Below are 15,560 nucleotides of genomic sequence, written 5' to 3'. Positions count from 1 at the left end.
CTACCAGCGGCGGGGGCAGGGGTGAGGCGGCACGCCCCGGGTAAGGGCCCGCGCATGGCCGAGCGCGCGGACGACGTGACCATGACCTTCGGCGGCAACGCCACGATGCTGCTGCGCATCGGCGGCTTCACGCTCCTGACCGACCCGAACTTCCTGCACCGCGGCCAGCGGGCGCGCTTGGGCTACGGGCTGCGCAGCAAGCGGCTGACCGAACCCGCGCTGCTGCCCACCCAGCTGCCGGCGTTGGACGGGATCCTGCTGTCGCACATGCACGGGGACCACTGGGACCGGATCGCCACGAAGTCGCTGCCCAAGGAGACGCCGGTCGTCACCACCCCGGAGGCGGCGACGTGCCTCGCCGACCGCGGGTTCACCGGGACCGCCGACCTGCGGGCCTGGCAGACGCACGTGTTCTCCCGCGACAGCGAGGCGCTGCGGGTCACGTCGGCGCCCGGCGTGCACGGGCCCGGCCCGCTCTCGCGGCTGCTGCCCCAGGTGATGGGCAGCGTGCTGGAGCTCGTGCGCGACGGCGAGGTGAGCTGGCGCGGCTACATCAGCGGCGACACCCTGTACCGGCCGTTCCTGGGCGAGGTGCTGGAGCGGTGCGGCCCCCTCGACGTCGTCATCCCGCATCTCGGCGGGACCAAGGTGCTGGGGCTGACCGTGACGATGGACGGCCGCCAGGGCGCCGATCTCGTGGAGCTGCTGAAGCCCCCGGTCACCGTGCCCGTCCACTACGACGACTACAGTCTGTTCGCCTCGCCCCTGGGCGAGTTCGTCGCCGAGGTCGCCCGCCGGGAGCTGCCCGGCACCGTGCGCCCCGCCTACCGCGGCGAGACGATCAGCCTGCGCGCCTGACCGGCCCGCGCGTACCCAGGTCGGCGGCGATCCGGCGGGCGGTCATCCGGGCATCCCGGTCCACGCCGTCGATCAGCGAGCTGTTGACCCGCGTCTGCCACGGCAGGCCCATCCAGTGCAGCCCGGCAACCGGCGAGGCCCCGCGCTCGTGCCGCGGTGCACCGACGTCGGCCAGCGCGCCGGGGACGTCGATCCACCCGGTATCGGGCCGGAAGCCGGTGCACCACAGCACCGTCCGCGGCCGGAGTTCCGCGCCGTCTGCCAGGCGCACCCGCCGGCCGTCGGCAGCGACCACCGGTGAGGCGACCAGCCGCACGACGCCGGCCCGCACCGCCCGGCGGAGCTGCCGGCCCAGCACCGCCTCGTGCCGCGCGTGCAGGAATCGGCCCACCGGCGTCGCCGCCCCGGCGTTCAGCACCCCGCTGAGCAGCAGCCACCAGTAGATGCTCACGCCCAGCACCCGCTCGGGCAGGAAGCGCGGCACGACCGGCGCGGCCACGGTCACCTCGTGCCTCCCGGCGAGCTCCATCGCCAGCTGGGCGGCCGAGTTGCCGCCGCCGACCACCAGCACCGGCCCGTCGGGCACGTCGTCGGGCCGCCAGTAGGACGACGAGTGCAGCTGGTGCACCGAGCCGTCCAGGTCCCCGGCCGCGTCGGGCACCCGCGGCCGGCGGTAGGCGCCCGTCGCCAGCACCACGTGCCGGGCGCGGACGGCGCCGCGCGGGGTGTGCGCCACGAACGTCCCGTGCTCCACCGCGAGCCGCTGCACCGGCGTCGACGTGCGCACCGGCAGCCCGAGGCGGGCGGCGTACCCCGCCAGGTAGTCGGCCATCTCCAGCCGGGAGGGCGTCGCCGTCGGCCCGGCCGGGAAGCGCGGACCCGGGAGCGAGCTGAACCGGCGCGGGGTGAACAGCTGCAGGCTCTCCCAGCGGTCCCGCCAGACCTGCCCGATCGCGTCGGCGGCCTCCACCACGAGGACGTCGCGCACGCCCGCGCGGAGTAGGTGGTGGGCCGTGCCCAGGCCCGCCTGCCCGGCCCCGATCACGAGGACGTCGACCGCAGGCTGCTGCTCGCTCACCGCCCGCATCCTGCCCTGCCCACCTAGCGTGGGGACGACCACGCCACCACCGATCCCGCAGGAGCCGCCCCGTGCCGAAGCCCCCGACGAGCGACACCGTCGACCTGCTGGTCATCGGCGGCGGCACCGCCGGGCTCGTGGGGGCGCACACCGCCGCCACCCTCGGGGCGCGCACGATGCTGGTGGAGCAGGACCGGACCGGCGGCGACTGCCTGTGGACCGGCTGCGTCCCCTCCAAGGCCGTCCTCGCCGCCGCCACCGCCGCCGCCGATGCCCGCGGGACCGGCCGCCTGGGCGTCGGCACCGGGGAGGTCACCGTCGACTTCGCGCGGGTGCGCGCCCACGTGGAGAGCGCCATCGCCACGATCCAGCCGAAGGACTCCCCCGCGTCCCTGACCGCGGCCGGCGTCCGCGTGGTGCTGGGCACCGCGGTGCTGACGGGGTCCGACACCGCGCTCGTCGACGGGCGGCCGGTCCGCTTCCGCGCGGCGCTGCTGGCCACCGGCGCCGCCCCGCTGGTGCCGCCGATCGAGGGCCTCGGCACCGTCGACGCGCTCACCAGCGAGACGCTGTGGGACCTCGAGGAACTCCCCCGCCGGCTGGTCGTGCTCGGCGGCGGGCCGATCGGCTGCGAGCTCGGTCAGGCCTTCGCCCGGCTCGGCGCGGAGGTGACCGTCGTCGACGGCTCCGACCGGGTGCTCGGGCCCGAGGACGCCGACGCCGCCGCCCTGGTGGCCGCGGCGCTGCGCCGCGACGGTGTCGAGCTCCGGCTGGGCGCGGAGGGGACGCGGGTGGAGCCCGGCCTGCTGCACCTGGACGACGGCAGCTCGGTGCCGTTCGACCGGCTGCTGGTCGCGGTCGGCCGCCGTCCGCGCACGAGCGACCTCGGCCTGGACGCCGCCGGGGTGGAGCTGGACGAGCACGGCGCCGTCGCGGTCGACGACTCGCTGCGCACCAGCAACCCGCGGGTGTGGGCTGCCGGCGACGTCACCGGCAAGCCGTACTTCACCCACGTCTCCGGGATGCACGGCAGCATCGCCGCGGGCAACGCCGTCCTCGGGCTGCGCCGCACCGTCGACCCCGTCGTCCCCCGCGTCACCTACACGTCCCCCGAGGTCGCCTCGGTCGGCGTGAGCCCGGCCGAGGCGCGGGAACGAGGGCTGACCGTCCGCCGCGTCGCGCACTCCTCGGTCGACCGCGCCGTCGCGGAGGGTGTGACGGAGGGGTTCACCTCGCTGGTCACCGACGGCCGGCGGCGGCTGGTCGGCGGCGTCGTCGTCGGCCCCCGTGCGGGTGAGACGCTCGGCGAGCTCACCCTCGCCGTCCGCAAAGGCCTCACCACCGCCGACCTGGCCGGGACCACGCACGCCTACCCCACCTACAACGACGCGCTGGTCGACGCCGCTGTGAAGGACGTCCGCGCCCGCTTCGCCCGGCCCGTGGTCCGCGGGGTGCTCCGAGCGTTCGTCGCCGTGCGAGGCCGCCTGCTCGACCGCCGCTGACCGCGGCGGTCAGCGCAGCGAGCGGTACCCGGCCACCATCCGCTGCGCGGCGGACACCGCCACCACGACCGCCCAGACCCACGCCACCTGCCAGGCCACCGCGGGCAGCAGCAACCACAACGCGTGGACGGCGATCGTCTCGGTGCCCTCGGCCAGCCCGCCGAGGAACGACAGCGACCGGCCGTCGTCGAGCTGCCGGCCGGACCGCTCGGCGATCGAGGAGAACGCCAGGAACGCGGTTCCGTTCACGTAGTAGGCCAGCAGGACCACCGCGAAGGGCTCCCACGGGGCGTCGAAGCCACGGGTCGCGCCGATGGCCACGCCCAGCACCGTGGCGCCGTAGACGCAGAAGTCCGCGGTGATGTCGAAGAACCCGCCGCTGCCGGCGTCCCCCGGCGCACCGGCCGCGCGCCGCCGCCGGGCGAGCGGCCCGTCCAGCCCGTCGGCCAGCCGGGAGACCAGCCACAGCACCAGCGCCGCCGTCCACGCCTGGAGGCCTGCGGCCACCGCACTGCCCAGGCCCAGGACCAGCCCGGCGGCGGTCAGCCGGTCCGGGCTCAGCCACGACCGGTCCAGCGCGCCCGCGGCGCGCGCCAGCGGCACGTCGAGCACGCGCCGCGCAGCCGCATCGAGCACTGGGCACCTCCGGAACCGGTCGCCGGCGTGGCGGCGGGACATCAGGTCGGGCACGATCCTGTCCCAGACCTGTCCGACGGCCGCATCCAGATGCCCGGTCGGAGACGAACCCGGTCCGGGCGCGGGACGGCGCCGACGATCCCAGTTACAGGAGGACCTGCGCCATGGCTGCACGCCGCCGCACGAGCCGACGAGCCCGCTGGGCGGCCGCGGCGACCTGCGCGCTCGCCCTCACGCTGACCGCCTGCTCGGCACCGGCCGGTGACCCCGCCGTCGCCCCGGACCGCGACTGGGACGACGTCCTCGCCGACGCGGACGGCCAGACCGTGCGGCTGTGGATGTACGGCGGCGACGACAAGGGCAACGCCTACGTCGACGACGTCCTCGCCCCCGCGGCCGCCGAGCTCGGCGTGACCCTGGAACGGGTGCCGATCGCCGACACCGGCGACGCGGTCAACCGGGTGCTCTCCGAGCGGCAGGCCGACGTGACCGACGGCGAGTGGACCTGGTCTGGATCAACGGGGAGAACTTCGCCACCGGCCAGCAGGCCGGCGCCTGGCTGTGCGGCTGGACGTCCATGCTGCCCAACATGGCGTACGTCGACCCCGAGGACCCGCTGATCAGCACCGACTTCGGGCTGGACGTGGACGGCTGCGAGGCGCCCTGGCACAAGGCCCAGTTCGCGCTGGTCTACGACGAGGCGCGGGTGGCGGACCCGCCGGGCAGCGTCGCGGAGCTGCTGACCTGGATCGAGGAGCACCCGGGCCGCTTCACCTACCCCGCGCCTCCGGACTTCACCGGGTCGGTGTTCGTGCGGCAGGTGCTGTACGAGGTGTCCGGCGGGGTCGACGAGGTGCCGCTGGAGTTCTCCCAGGAGGCGTACGAGGAGCTGGCCCCCGAGCTGTTCGAGACCCTGCAGGACATCGAGCCGGCGCTGTGGCGGGAGGGGCAGACCTACCCCCAGGACCTCGGCGCGCTCGACCAGCTGTACGCCGACGGCCAGGTCGACTTCACCATGACCTACGGCCCGGCGACGCTGCCCGACCTGGTGGCCGACGGCACCTTTCCGGAGACGACCCGGGTGCTGCTGGTGGAGGACGGCACGATCGGCAACGTGTCCTTCCTGGCCATCCCCGCCACGTCCGGCAGCCGGGCCGGCGCCATGGTGGTGGCGGACCTGGCGCTCTCGCCCGAGCAGCAGCTGGCCAAGGCCCGCCCGGAGGTCTGGGGCCAGTACACGGTCCTCGATCAGGACCTGCTGCCCGAGGACGTGCGGGCCGAGTTCGAGGCCCTGCCGCAGTCGGAGGTCCTGCCCCCGTACGCCGAGCTGAGCGACGGCGCCGACCCCGAGGTCGAGGCGGAGTGGGTGACCGCCCTGGACGAGGGCTGGCGCCGGCAGATCGCCGCCGGTTGAGCAGCTCCGGCGTGACGTCGACCCGGCGCCGGCCCGGACCGCGGGGGCGCGCCGTCCTGCTGGTGCTCCCGGCGCTCGTCCCCGTCGTCGCCGTCGTCGGCGCCGCGCTCACCTCCGCCGCCCTGCTCAGCCTGGGGCTCGCGCCGCTGGTGGGCGAGCCGCGGCTCTCCCTGGACGCCTACCGGGACGCCGCCGGCGACCTGGGCACCGGCATCGGCCTCTCCCTGGGCATCGCGGCCGCCGCCACCTTCGTGGCCACCGTCGTCGGGCTGTGCCTGGCCCTGGCCGCGACCGCCGCGGTCCGCCGCAGCCGGCTGCTCGGCGCACTGGCCGCGCTCACCATCCCCATCCCGCACCTGGTCGGGGCGGCCGCCATGGGCCTGCTGCTGGCCGACGCCGGCTTCCTGGCCCGGCTGCTCGGCGTCGACCCGTCCTCGTGGCCGCCGCTGGTGGGCGGCCCGCTGTGGGCGGCGGTCGTCGCCGAGTACGCCTGGAAGGAATCGGCGTTCGTCGCGCTCGTCGTCGCCGGGGTGCTCTCCTCCCGGGCGGCGTCCTACGGCGAGACGGCGGCGCTGCTGGGCGCCGGCCGCTGGGCCCGGCTGCGGCACGTCACCCTGCCGCTGGCCGCGCCCGCGCTGGGCGGCGCGGCCGCGGTCAGCTTCGTGTACACGCTGGGGTCCTACGAGGTGGCCGCACTGCTCGGCCGCGCCCACCCCGAGCCGTTGCCGGTACTGGCCTACCGGCTGTTCACCTCCATCGACCTGGCCGCCCGGCCGCAGGCCGCCGCGGTCGCGCTGACGACAGCCGGGTTGGCGCTGGTCGTCGTCCTGCTGTCGCTGCGCGCCCTGCGGCGGCTGGCGGCCGAGCGATGACCGCCGTACGGGCGGTCCGGGCCGCCTCCCGCACCGGGCGCACGCTGCTGGCGCTGTGGCTGGTGCTGCCGCTGGTCCCGCTGCTGCTGTGGGCCTTCGCCGACCGGTGGACCTTCCCGGCCGTCCTGCCGCAGGAGTGGGGCACCCGCGGTGCGGAGGAGGCGCTGGCCGCCGGGGCGGGCGGGGCGTTCCTGACCTCGACGCTGCTCGGCGCCGTCGTCGCGCTGCTGGCCACCCCGCTGGGCGCCATGGCCGGGCGGGCGCTGGCCTCGCGGCAGGTGCCGGCCGGCACCGCCGTCCTCGCCGTGCTGCTCTCCCCCTTGGCGCTCCCCCCGTTCGCCGTGGCCCTCGGCCTGGACGTGCTGCTGCTGCGGCTCGGCGTCCCGGCGGTGGGAGGCGTCGTCGTCCTGCTGGTCGTCGCCGCGCTGCCGTACACGACCCTCACCATGCGGGCGGCCTACGCCGCGCACGACCGGGGCTTCGAGGACGAGGCACGCGTGCTCGGCGCCACCCGCTGGCAGACGGTGCGCTCGGTGCAGCTGCCGCTGGTCGCCCCGGCGCTGGCGGGGGCGGCGTTCCTCGCGTTCCTGGTCGGCTGGAGCGACTACATCGTGACCGTGCTGGTCGGCGGCGGGCGGCTGACCACGCTGCCGCTGCTGGTGGCGTCCGCGGCGTCGGCGACCGGGAGCGACGCCCAGGTGGCGATCCTGTCGCTCACCTCGATCCTCCCGCCGGTCGCGCTGCTGCTCGTGGTGGGCTCGCTGGGACGGAGGCGGCGGTGAGCGGCGGCGCGCTGCGGCTGGCCGGGCTGACCCGGGTGCACGGCACGGGCTCGGCGCCCGCCCTGGACGGTTTCGACCTGGAGGTGCCCGCCGGCTCCTGCGTGGCCATCCTCGGGCCCTCGGGGTCGGGCAAGAGCACGGTGCTGCGGCTCACCGCCGGGCTCGACGAGCCGACCGCGGGCAGCGTGCACCTCGACGGTGTCGACCTGGCCGGCGTCCTGCCCGAGCGCCGGGGCATGGCGATGGTCTTCCAGCGGCCGCTGCTGTTCCCGCACCTGTCCGTGCGGGACAACGTGGCCTTCGCCGACCGGGTGCGCGGGGTGCCGCGACGGACGGCGCGGCGGCGGGCGGAGGAGTTCCTCGAGCTGGTGCAGCTGGGCGGCTACGGCGGCCGGCCGGCACGCGCGCTGTCGGGCGGGCAGGAGCAGCGGGTGGCCCTGGCCCGCGCGCTGGCCGCCGAGCCGCGCGTGCTGCTCCTCGACGAGCCGTTCAGCGCTCTCGACGCCCGGCTGCGCGAGGAGATGCACGAGCTGCTGGCCGACCTGCGCATGCGCCTGGACCCGACGATCCTGCTGGTCACGCACGACCACGCGGAGGCCGACACGCTGGCCGACCGCGTCGCCGTGCTGGACGGCGGGCGGCTGCTGCAGGCCGGGCCGATGCGCGCGCTCTACGCCCGTCCAGCCTCGCTCACGGTCAGCCGGTTGCTGGGCGGGCGCACGGAGGTCGCCGGTGTGGTGCGCGACGGGCGGCACGAGTCACCGCTGGGCTCGCTCGACCTCCCCGCGCCGGTGCCGGACGGCCCCGCCGTGCTCGTCGTCCGGCACGAGGCGGTGCAGGTGACCACGGCCGCCGATCCCGCCGCCGACGCCGTCGGGAGCGCGGTCCGGGTGCGCCCGCGCGGGCTGCGCGCGCTGGTCACCGTGGAGGTCACCGGCGACGGCGGGACCACCACGGTGGACGCCGAACTCGGCCCGGGGCACGATGTGGCGGCCGGCGGGACCGTCGGACTGCGACTGCCGGCCGGGGACCGCTGGGTCGTGCCGGTGGACGACGCGGCCGACGACCCGGTCGCCGACGGGGCGCGGGCATGAGCCGGGCCGGGTCCGGGTAGCGCATTCCCCATGACCGAGTACACGGGCGAGGGCGTCGACAAGATCACGGTGACCGCGGCGGGCACCGGCGGGATGGGCCAGCGGTACCTGGCCTCCGGGTCCCGGGTCGCCATGCGGCTCTGGTCCGGTCAGCCGACCAGCAGCGGCAAGCCGCAGGCGGCGCGCGACTACGAGACGGTCGGATACGTGATCTCCGGGCGGGCGCGGCTCGTGACCGGCGACGAGGCGCTGGAGCTCGCGCCGGGAGACTCGTGGGTCGTGCCGGCCGGGATCGAGCACACCTACGAGATCGTCGAGGAGCTCACTGCCGTCGAGGCCACCGCACCGCCGGCGCGGCAGGCCGGCCGCGACGCGCCACCCGCCTAGACCGGGGTGAGCGGCAGGAGCTTCCGCAGCCCGGCGTTCTCGACCGGGTCGAGCACCGAGTGCTGGGCGCACGCGGGCACCAGCTGCCCGGTCTCCGGGTGGGACATCGAGTAGGTGCAGGCGGCCAACCGCTCCTGCGTCGCCCGGATGCGGGGGTCGTCGGCCTGGACCCCCTGCTGCATCAGCTCCCAGGCCGGCCCGACGTCGGCGGCGTCCATGAAGCTGTGCACCTCGAACGTCATCAACCCGAGAGCGCCCGAACGGGCCCCTCGGACCAGCCTCCGCAGCCCACCGGCCCGGCGCAGCAGGCTGTGCGCCCAGCGCAGCGCGGTTCGCAGGTCGCCCGGGTGGTGGTGCGCGGCGCGCAGCACCTTGACCAGGAGCAGGGCCGGCGGGGTGTTGCTGAAGGCGATACCGCCGTAGTGGGCGAAGAAGGCGTCGCGGGCGGCGATCTCGGCCGGCACCCCGGGGTCGACGAAGGGGTGCCAGCGCCCGTCGAGCAGGAACCCGAAGGCGACCCGGTTGCAGCGCGGATCGCCGAACTCGACGCCCTGGTGGGCGATCGGCTGGCCCATGCCCCTCTCCAGCTCCGCCCAGACGGCGTCGGCGTCGACCGCCGTGTAGGACTCCTTCCACCGCCGCTCGTCGCCGACGTGCGCGGCCGGCTGGAAGCTCATCATCGAGTAACCCATGCCGATCACCTCGCGCACCGTCTCGGCGACCTGCCCGACGTTCGCGGGCGTGACGGTCATGTTGTGCGCCAGGTAGTAGCGCAGGCCGGTCTCGGCCCGCAGGTCGCGGAACATCTGCACGAACCGCTCGCGGAACGGGTCCAGCTCGGCCTCGCTGCGTGGCCGCACCGCCCCGCGGCGGCCGCGCATGAGCGAGTCGACGTGAGCGGCGAAGCTGACCCGGTCGAACCGCAGCGTCCCGTCCGGGCCGGTGACCAGCGCCCGCAGGTACTCGGGGTCGAAGTCGCCGTGCGTCATCGACATCGGCGACCGGCCGGCGTCGCGCATGGCCTGCAGCGCGGCGGCGTGGTCGTCGGGGGCCAGGAGGCTGACCTCCCCGCCGATCAGCTGGGCGTGGGCGTACGGGCCGCGGCGCTCGCGCAGGTAGGCCATCTGCCGGGTGACCTCACCGAGGGTGTGCCCGCCGTCGACCCGGACCTTGTTCGCGTCGGCCGAGTGGTAGCAGGGAGTGCAGGTCAGGTTGCACTTCGGGAAGACGCCGTGGGTGCCCTCGCAGCCCACGGCGTGCCGGCCGAGGCTCTGCGCCGGGGTCTGCACGTGCGCCGGGAGCGCCGCCCAGCGCTCGCGCAGCGCGCGGGCCGTCTCGGGGTGGACCGGGCGGGTGCGCTCCCGCAGGTCCCGCCACCGTGCACGCAGTCCCATGCCGTCCTCCTCGATGTGGATCGTGGCCCCCGTTCGGTCGCGTGCCACGGATCGGTTCAGCCGAGGGTACGCAGCACCGCCCGTGCTGCTGCCCGGCCGCTGGCCCCGGCGATACCGCCCACCGGCGCGGTCCCGGCCCCGGCGACGACCAGTCCGCGCACCGGCGTGCGGTGCCGGGCGAGGGCGCGGGTCGGCCGGAAGGGGCCGAGCTGGTCGGGGTTCAGGTCGCCGTGCATGGGGTGCGCACCGGGCCAGCGGAGCTCGGCCGCCATCGTCTCGGGGGTGCGCACCGAGCGGCCGGTGATCGACGCGGTGAACCCGGGCGCACGTGCCTCCACCGTGGCGATCATCCGGTCGGCGAACTCCTCGGCGACCGCGGGCCATCCGCCACGGACGCGGTACGGCGCGCACGGGCAGGCGAGGTAGACGGTGTGCCGCCCCGACGGGGCGAGCGAGTCGTCCAGCGCCGACGGGGTGAAGGCGTAGGTGGGCACCGGGTCGTCGGGCAGGTACCGGGCTCGCGCTGCGGCGAACCCGTCGGTCAGCGAGTCGAGCCCGTCGACGAAAGACTGCAGCCCGTTCCAGTCGCCGGGGCGGGCCCCCGGGTAGGCCGGGAGCGCGGTGGTCGAGACGTGCACCAGCAGCTGGACGGCGTTGCTCCGGGTGGTGCTGCGCAGCCGGTCCGCCTCCTGACCGGCCAGCGGCGGGTCGAGCAGGTCGAGCAGCGCGGTGCCGGGGGAGATCGCGCTGAGGACGGCGTCGGCGGCCAGCCGCTCGCCCGACTCGAGCTCGACGCCGGTGACCCGGTCGCCGCTGCGCAGGATGCGTCCCACGGGCGCCCCCGTGCGCCAGGCCCCGCCCAGGTCCGACAACCGCCGGACGAGGGCGTCGGTCAGGCCCTGGGCACCGCCGACGGCGTGCCACTGGCCCACCTGGTGGTAGAAGGCCTGCCACAGCGCGAAGGTCGCGCTGCCGGGGGTGTCCGGCGGTGCCGAGGCGTGCGCGGCGAACGCCGACACCGGCGCGCGGACCAGGTCGGTGGCGAAGCGCTGTTCCAGGAGCTTCCCGTAGGGGGAGAGCAGCAGCTGCGCCAGCCCGAGCGGCCCACCGTTGCGGGCGAGCGCCTGCCCGGCGGCGACGGCGCGGCCGGGCAGCCGGCCCCGCCGGCCGTCGAGCGCACCGCGCATCGCGTGGACCACCGGCATCGCCGCGCGCATCCAGGCGGCGTAGCGGCGGGCCTCGGCGGCGTCGGTCTCGGCGATCGAGTCCACCGTCGCACCGACGTCCCGGAAGAACCGGACGATCCGACCGTCGCGGAACACCGATACCGAGAACGGGTCCATCTCCCGGTACTCGAGCCCGGCCGCGGCCAGGTCGAGGTCCTCGATGATGCCGGTGGCCTGGATGATGTTGTGCGCGGCGGAGTGCAGATCGAAGCGGTGGCCGGGGAGCACCTCCTCGGTGCGGGAGCCGCCGCCGAGCCGGTCTGCCTGCTCCAGCACCAGCACGTCCGCCCCGCCGCGGGCGAGGTAGCAGGCGGCGACCAGCCCGTTGTGCCCGCCGCCGACGACGAGCACCCGTGGGGGTCGGCTCCGCGTCATGCGCCGGCCAGCCGGGCGGCCCGGGCCGCGACGTCCGCCCGCAGCGCCTCGACGTCCACGGTGGTGGACGCGCCGTCGTGCATCACCGGCCGGCCGCCCACCCAGACGTCGCGCACGTGCCGGCCCGCCCCGGACCACACCAGGTGGGCCAGCACGTCGGCCGGGTCGCCGACCGGCTCGAAGCCCAGGTCCCGGGTGTCGACGTGCACCAGGTCGGCCCGCCGGCCGACGGCGAGCTGCCCCAGGTCCGGGCGGCCGATCGCGTCGGCGGCGCCACCGGTGGCCAGCCAGAACGCCTCGGCGGCGGTCAGTGCGGTCGACGACCGCTCGCGCAGCCGGGCCATCCCGGCGGCCAGCCGCAGGTCGGCGAACAGGTCGAGCGAGTCGTTGGACGCCGGCCCGTCGGTGCCCAGCCCCACCCGGATGCCGCGGTCGAGCATCGGACGCACCGGCGCGACGCCGCTGGCCAGCTTGGCGTTGCTGGCCGGGCAGTGCGCGACGGCGACGTCGTACTCCTGCCAGAGCTCGAGGTCGCCGTCGCCCAGGTGCACGCAGTGCGCGGCGAGGACCCGCCCGCCCAGCACGTCGTAGGAGGCGAGCAGGGCAGGCACCGAGAGCCCGTGCGCGGCGAGCAGGTCGTCGCCCTCCGTGGCGGTCTCGGCGACGTGCAGGTGCAGCAGGAGGCCGTGCTCGCGCGCGGCCCACGCCGCGTCGGCGAGCACCGGGAGCGGAACGGTGTAGGCGGCGTGCGGCCCGATGCCGTACTCGACGGCGCCGTCGCCGGGTGCGCCGGCGGCCAGGGCGACGGCGGCGTCCAGCTGCTCGGCCACGGGTGGCATGCCCGGCAGGGGCAGCAGCGGGGTGGCGACCACCGCGCGGGCGCCCGTCGCGGTGACGGCGGCGGCGATCCGCTCGGGGTGGAAGTACATCTCGACGCTGGTGGTGACGCCGCCGGCGAGCATCTCCGCGGATGCGGCGGTCATCGCGACCTCGATGTCATCGGGGGTGAGCCGGGCCTCCCGCGGCCACATGACCTCGCGCAGCCAGCGGTCCAGGGGCAGACCCTCGCCCTGGCCGCGGAACAGCACCATCGGGGCGTGCGAGTGGCTGTTCACCAGGCCCGGGGTGAGCACCCCGGGAAGGGCCACCACGTCGGCGTCCCCGGCCGGTGGCGCCTCGGCGGCGGGCCCGACCCACTCGATCAGGCCGTCGGTGACGTCCAGCACCGCATCGGGGAGGACCGTGCCGCCGCGGTCGCCGACGACGACGGCCCGGGCGGTGAAGCGCTGCCGCATGGTTCCCGAACCTAGCCCGGGCCCGGCCCGGGGGCGCGGCGGCGGGCCGGAGCCGCCGATACCGTGGGGGACATGTCGTTCCTCGCCGCTGCAGCCTCCGACGAGGGTGGCATCACCGGATTCCTGCTCGACCTGGTCAACACGCTGGGCCCGGTAGGGGTGGGGCTGAGCATCCTGCTCGAGACGGTGATCCCGCCGATCCCGAGCGAGGCGGTGCTCGGCCTGGCCGGCGTGCTGATCCGCCAGGGCGAGATGAACGCGGTCGCCGTCGTCCTGTTCGCCACGCTGGGCTCGGTGATCGGCGCGATCTTCTTCTACTACGTGGGCCGGGCGCTGGGGCCGCGGCGGGCGCACGCCTTCCTCGACCGGCTGCCGCTGGTGCAGACCGCGGACGTCGACAAGACCTTCGCCTGGTTCGAGCGGCACGGCCGGGCGGCGGTCTTCTTCGGCCGGATGGTGCCGATCGTGCGCAGTTTCATCTCCGTGCCGGCGGGCGTGGTCCGGATGCCGTTCCTGCAGTTCATCGTCTACACCGCCGCGGGCAGCCTGATCTGGAACGCCCTGCTGATCGGCCTCGGTGTGCTCGCCGGCAACTTCATCCAGGACAACCTCAAGTACGTCGACTACGCGCTCGTCGCCGCCGTCGCGCTGGGTCTGGCCTACCTGGTGGTCAAGCGCTACCGCGACGTCCACCACCACCGGCGGGCGGGGACGACCGCGCCCGGCCCGGGGACGCCGAGCGAGGATTCCGGCCGCCCGGGAGCATGACCGCATGAGCCGCACCCGGCCGGACGTGGTCGCCTTCGACGTGAACGAGACCCTGCTGGACCTCGCGCCGGTCCGGGCGGCGCTCGTCGAGGCCGGCGAGGCCGGGTCGCTGCTGAGCACGGTGTTCGCGCGCACGCTGCTCACCGGCTTCGCCGCGGCCGCCGTCGGCTCGTGGTGCCGCTTCCGCGACGCCTTCGACGACGCGCTGGCCCAGGAGACCGACCTGTCCGCGGACCGGCGCGCGGCGGTCGCGGACGCCTTCGGGGAACTGGCGCCGCACTCCGACGTCGAGCCCGCGCTGCGCCGCCTGACCGAGGCCGGCGTCCGGGTGATCACGCTGACGCACGGCTCGCCCGGGGTGGCCGAGGCAGGTCTGGAGCGCGGTGGGGTGACCCCGCTGGTCGAGCGGAGCCTGTCCAGCGAGGTGATCCGCGTCTGGAAGCCGTCCCGCGAGGTCTACGTGTGGGCGGCAGGCATCTGCGACGTCGCGCCGGAGCGGATGGCGCTGGTGGCCGCGCACGGCTGGGACGTGCAGGGGGCGCAGCGGGCGGGCCTCACCGGTGCCTGGTTCCCGCGCAGCGAACGCATCTTCCCCACGGTGTACGGCGAGGCGGACGTCGTGGCCGGTGACCTCGCCGGGGCGGTGGACGCGCTGCTGGCGCTGCCGCCGCGGTGATCGCCCTCGACATCGACACCCCGCACGGCCCGGCCCGCGCCCACCTGACGGACGGCGGGCAGCGGGGGACGCTGCTGCTCGGGCACGGCGCCGGGGGTGGCGTGGGGGCCGCCGATCTGGTGGCGGTGGCGCGGGACGCCGCCGAGGCCGGCTGGCGGGTGCTGCGCGTGGAGCAGCCGTGGCGGGTCGCGGGGAAGAAGATCGCGCCGGCGCCCGCGCGGCTGGACGAGGGCTGGCGAGCCGTGCTCGCGCACCTCTCGGGCACGGGCCACCTGGCCGGGCCGCTGGTGGTGGGTGGCCGCAGCGCCGGCGCGCGGGTGGCCTGCCGGACCGCCGCCGAGGTCGGGGCCGACGGCGTGCTGGCGCTGGCCTTCCCGCTGCACCCGCCGGGCCGGCCGGAGAAGAGCCGCGCCGGCGAGCTGACCGGCGTCGGGCTGCCGCTGGTGGTGGTCCAGGGCGAGCGGGACGCGTTCGGGGCACCCGCCGACGTCGCCGCCGTGCTCACCGGCCGCCCGAGCGCGTCGGTGTACGCGGTGCCCGGTGACCACTCGCTCAAGAAGAACCCCGATGTCGTCGGCGCGGCCGCCGCGTCCTGGCTGGCCGAGGTGCTCCCGGCCTGACGGCCGGGTCAGAAGGGTGGCGGGTCGTCCGCCGGGTCCGGTGGCGGCGGCGGTGGTTCCGGTGGTCCGGTGAGCACGCGGAAGCCGGGCGGCCGGCTGATCCGGGTCACGCCGGAGGGTGTGATGACGGTGAGCACGCCGTCGTCGCTCATGGTGTGCTGCCAGCCCGGGGCGAAGGTCTTGAGCCGGTGGCGAGTCGCCGGGGGGAATTTCACCCCCCGGCGCTCTTAGAACCGTGCGTGACAGTCTCCCGTCACACGGCTCCCGTCGTTGAACCACTCGGGAGTGCTCCGTGCCGCCAGTGAACGAACAGGCCCGGGTTTGTGCTGGCGATCTGGGCGAGTCGCCTGCGGGCCTTGGCTTGGGCACGGTGCAATCGCTTGTATTTCCGGCACGCCCATTTGACCAGGTGCGGATTCAGCCGCTCCTGCAGGAATGCGATCAACTTGGATTTGTGGCTCTTCACGATCGAGGGTGTAGTCGCGGCCTGAACCCGCCGGTCTCGAGCAGGCTTCGGGCGATGTAGTTGGTGAGGTTGCGGAAGCCGAGAGCGGAGCCTCGGAGGTGCTCGAGTCGTCCGTTG

The 15,560-nt window shown here is 75.8% G+C and carries 17 protein-coding genes; 11 read left to right on the top strand and 6 right to left on the bottom strand.

Features of this window, described 5'->3' with window-relative positions; all coding sequences use genetic code 11:
- Positions 1 to 54: 54 nt before the first annotated feature.
- Complete coding sequence (locus QOZ86_RS02425) at positions 55 to 858, top strand: MBL fold metallo-hydrolase (RefSeq protein ID WP_284490357.1); 804 nt, start codon at positions 55 to 57, stop codon at positions 856 to 858.
- On the opposite strand, the gene QOZ86_RS02420 is transcribed toward QOZ86_RS02425, so the two are convergent.
- Complete coding sequence (locus QOZ86_RS02420; protein WP_284490356.1) at positions 842 to 1,936, bottom strand: flavin-containing monooxygenase; 1,095 nt, start codon at positions 1,934 to 1,936, stop codon at positions 842 to 844. The two genes, QOZ86_RS02425 and QOZ86_RS02420, sit on opposite strands and share 17 nt — an antisense overlap.
- A gap of 71 nt (positions 1,937 to 2,007) precedes the next feature.
- Here QOZ86_RS02420 and QOZ86_RS02415 point away from each other — a divergent pair, with 71 nt between their 5' ends.
- Complete coding sequence (locus QOZ86_RS02415; RefSeq protein ID WP_284490355.1) at positions 2,008 to 3,438, top strand: dihydrolipoyl dehydrogenase family protein; 1,431 nt, start codon at positions 2,008 to 2,010, stop codon at positions 3,436 to 3,438.
- Positions 3,439 to 3,447: 9 nt separating this feature from the next.
- Here the strand turns inward: QOZ86_RS02415 and QOZ86_RS02410 are convergent, their stop codons facing one another.
- Positions 3,448 to 4,074, bottom strand: coding sequence for a CDP-alcohol phosphatidyltransferase family protein (locus QOZ86_RS02410; protein ID WP_284490354.1), 627 nt, complete (start codon positions 4,072 to 4,074; stop codon positions 3,448 to 3,450).
- A 164-nt stretch (positions 4,075 to 4,238) separates the two neighbouring features.
- Between QOZ86_RS02410 and QOZ86_RS02405 the strand changes: the two genes are divergently transcribed.
- The 6 genes from QOZ86_RS02405 to QOZ86_RS02380 are packed head-to-tail and all read left to right on the top strand — an operon-like array spanning position 4,239 to position 8,623.
- Positions 4,239 to 4,694 carry a type 2 periplasmic-binding domain-containing protein gene (locus QOZ86_RS02405; RefSeq protein WP_284490353.1) on the top strand — a complete coding sequence of 152 codons (456 nt, stop codon included), beginning with the start codon at positions 4,239 to 4,241 and terminating at the stop codon, positions 4,692 to 4,694.
- The gene (locus QOZ86_RS02400; protein ID WP_284490751.1) at positions 4,580 to 5,488 is read left to right on the top strand and encodes an ABC transporter substrate-binding protein; all 909 of its coding nucleotides are present in this window, start codon (positions 4,580 to 4,582) and stop codon (positions 5,486 to 5,488) included. The genes QOZ86_RS02405 and QOZ86_RS02400 overlap by 115 nt, the downstream gene beginning before the upstream one ends.
- Before the next feature lie 11 nt (positions 5,489 to 5,499).
- Entirely contained in the window at positions 5,500 to 6,360 is an 861-nt protein-coding gene (locus QOZ86_RS02395) for an ABC transporter permease subunit (RefSeq protein WP_284490352.1), read from the top strand.
- Entirely contained in the window at positions 6,357 to 7,142 is a 786-nt protein-coding gene (locus tag QOZ86_RS02390; RefSeq protein WP_284490351.1) for an ABC transporter permease, read from the top strand. The genes QOZ86_RS02395 and QOZ86_RS02390 overlap by 4 nt, the downstream gene beginning before the upstream one ends.
- Complete coding sequence (locus tag QOZ86_RS02385) at positions 7,139 to 8,236, top strand: ABC transporter ATP-binding protein (protein ID WP_284490350.1); 1,098 nt, start codon at positions 7,139 to 7,141, stop codon at positions 8,234 to 8,236. The genes QOZ86_RS02390 and QOZ86_RS02385 overlap by 4 nt, the downstream gene beginning before the upstream one ends.
- 30 nt (positions 8,237 to 8,266) lie before the next feature.
- Positions 8,267 to 8,623, top strand: a complete 357-nt coding sequence (locus tag QOZ86_RS02380) for a cupin domain-containing protein (RefSeq protein WP_284490349.1) — start codon at positions 8,267 to 8,269, stop codon at positions 8,621 to 8,623.
- On the opposite strand, the gene QOZ86_RS02375 is transcribed toward QOZ86_RS02380, so the two are convergent.
- The 3 genes from QOZ86_RS02375 to QOZ86_RS02365 are packed head-to-tail and all read right to left on the bottom strand — an operon-like array spanning position 8,620 to position 12,913.
- Positions 8,620 to 10,017 carry a radical SAM domain-containing protein gene (locus QOZ86_RS02375; RefSeq protein WP_284490348.1) on the bottom strand — a complete coding sequence of 466 codons (1,398 nt, stop codon included), beginning with the start codon at positions 10,015 to 10,017 and terminating at the stop codon, positions 8,620 to 8,622. The genes QOZ86_RS02380 and QOZ86_RS02375 overlap by 4 nt on opposite strands.
- A 56-nt stretch (positions 10,018 to 10,073) precedes the next feature.
- Positions 10,074 to 11,618: a phytoene desaturase family protein gene (locus QOZ86_RS02370; protein WP_284490347.1), complete on the bottom strand. Its 1,545-nt coding sequence runs from the start codon at positions 11,616 to 11,618 to the stop codon at positions 10,074 to 10,076.
- Positions 11,615 to 12,913, bottom strand: a complete 1,299-nt coding sequence (locus QOZ86_RS02365) for an amidohydrolase family protein (RefSeq protein ID WP_284490346.1) — start codon at positions 12,911 to 12,913, stop codon at positions 11,615 to 11,617. Before QOZ86_RS02365 ends, QOZ86_RS02370 begins: the two co-directional genes overlap by 4 nt.
- Before the next feature lie 72 nt (positions 12,914 to 12,985).
- Between QOZ86_RS02365 and QOZ86_RS02360 the strand changes: the two genes are divergently transcribed.
- The 3 genes from QOZ86_RS02360 to QOZ86_RS02350 are packed head-to-tail and all read left to right on the top strand — an operon-like array spanning position 12,986 to position 14,977.
- Positions 12,986 to 13,681, top strand: a complete 696-nt coding sequence (locus tag QOZ86_RS02360) for a DedA family protein (protein ID WP_284490345.1) — start codon at positions 12,986 to 12,988, stop codon at positions 13,679 to 13,681.
- A 4-nt stretch (positions 13,682 to 13,685) separates the two neighbouring features.
- Positions 13,686 to 14,357: an HAD-IA family hydrolase gene (locus QOZ86_RS02355; RefSeq protein WP_284490344.1), complete on the top strand. Its 672-nt coding sequence runs from the start codon at positions 13,686 to 13,688 to the stop codon at positions 14,355 to 14,357.
- Entirely contained in the window at positions 14,354 to 14,977 is a 624-nt protein-coding gene (locus QOZ86_RS02350) for an alpha/beta hydrolase family protein (protein ID WP_284490343.1), read from the top strand. Before QOZ86_RS02355 ends, QOZ86_RS02350 begins: the two co-directional genes overlap by 4 nt.
- An 8-nt stretch (positions 14,978 to 14,985) precedes the next feature.
- Here the strand turns inward: QOZ86_RS02350 and QOZ86_RS02345 are convergent, their stop codons facing one another.
- On the bottom strand, positions 14,986 to 15,192 hold the full coding sequence (locus QOZ86_RS02345) for a hypothetical protein (RefSeq protein WP_284490342.1): 207 nt from the start codon (positions 15,190 to 15,192) through the stop codon (positions 14,986 to 14,988).
- Positions 15,193 to 15,560: the final 368 nt, after the last annotated feature.

Source organism: Blastococcus capsensis (genome assembly GCF_030165005.1).
In the GTDB taxonomy this organism is placed as follows: Bacteria; Actinomycetota; Actinomycetes; order Mycobacteriales; family Geodermatophilaceae; genus Blastococcus; species Blastococcus capsensis.
This window is presented reverse-complemented; position numbering and strand designations above follow the sequence as displayed.

Excerpts from the sequence above, each read along its gene's own strand:
- QOZ86_RS02425 (WP_284490357.1), top strand. The coding sequence starts at position 55 with ATGGCCGAGCGCGCGGACGACGTGACCATGACCTTCGGCGGCAACGCC.
- QOZ86_RS02405 (WP_284490353.1), top strand. The coding sequence starts at position 4,239 with ATGGCTGCACGCCGCCGCACGAGCCGACGAGCCCGCTGGGCGGCCGCG.
- QOZ86_RS02390 (WP_284490351.1), top strand. The coding sequence starts at position 6,357 with ATGACCGCCGTACGGGCGGTCCGGGCCGCCTCCCGCACCGGGCGCACG.
- QOZ86_RS02380 (WP_284490349.1), top strand. The coding sequence starts at position 8,267 with ATGACCGAGTACACGGGCGAGGGCGTCGACAAGATCACGGTGACCGCG.
- QOZ86_RS02375 (WP_284490348.1), bottom strand. The coding sequence starts at position 10,017 with ATGGGACTGCGTGCACGGTGGCGGGACCTGCGGGAGCGCACCCGCCCG.
- QOZ86_RS02370 (WP_284490347.1), bottom strand. The coding sequence starts at position 11,618 with ATGACGCGGAGCCGACCCCCACGGGTGCTCGTCGTCGGCGGCGGGCAC.
- QOZ86_RS02365 (WP_284490346.1), bottom strand. The coding sequence starts at position 12,913 with ATGCGGCAGCGCTTCACCGCCCGGGCCGTCGTCGTCGGCGACCGCGGC.
- QOZ86_RS02360 (WP_284490345.1), top strand. The coding sequence starts at position 12,986 with ATGTCGTTCCTCGCCGCTGCAGCCTCCGACGAGGGTGGCATCACCGGA.
- QOZ86_RS02355 (WP_284490344.1), top strand. The coding sequence starts at position 13,686 with ATGAGCCGCACCCGGCCGGACGTGGTCGCCTTCGACGTGAACGAGACC.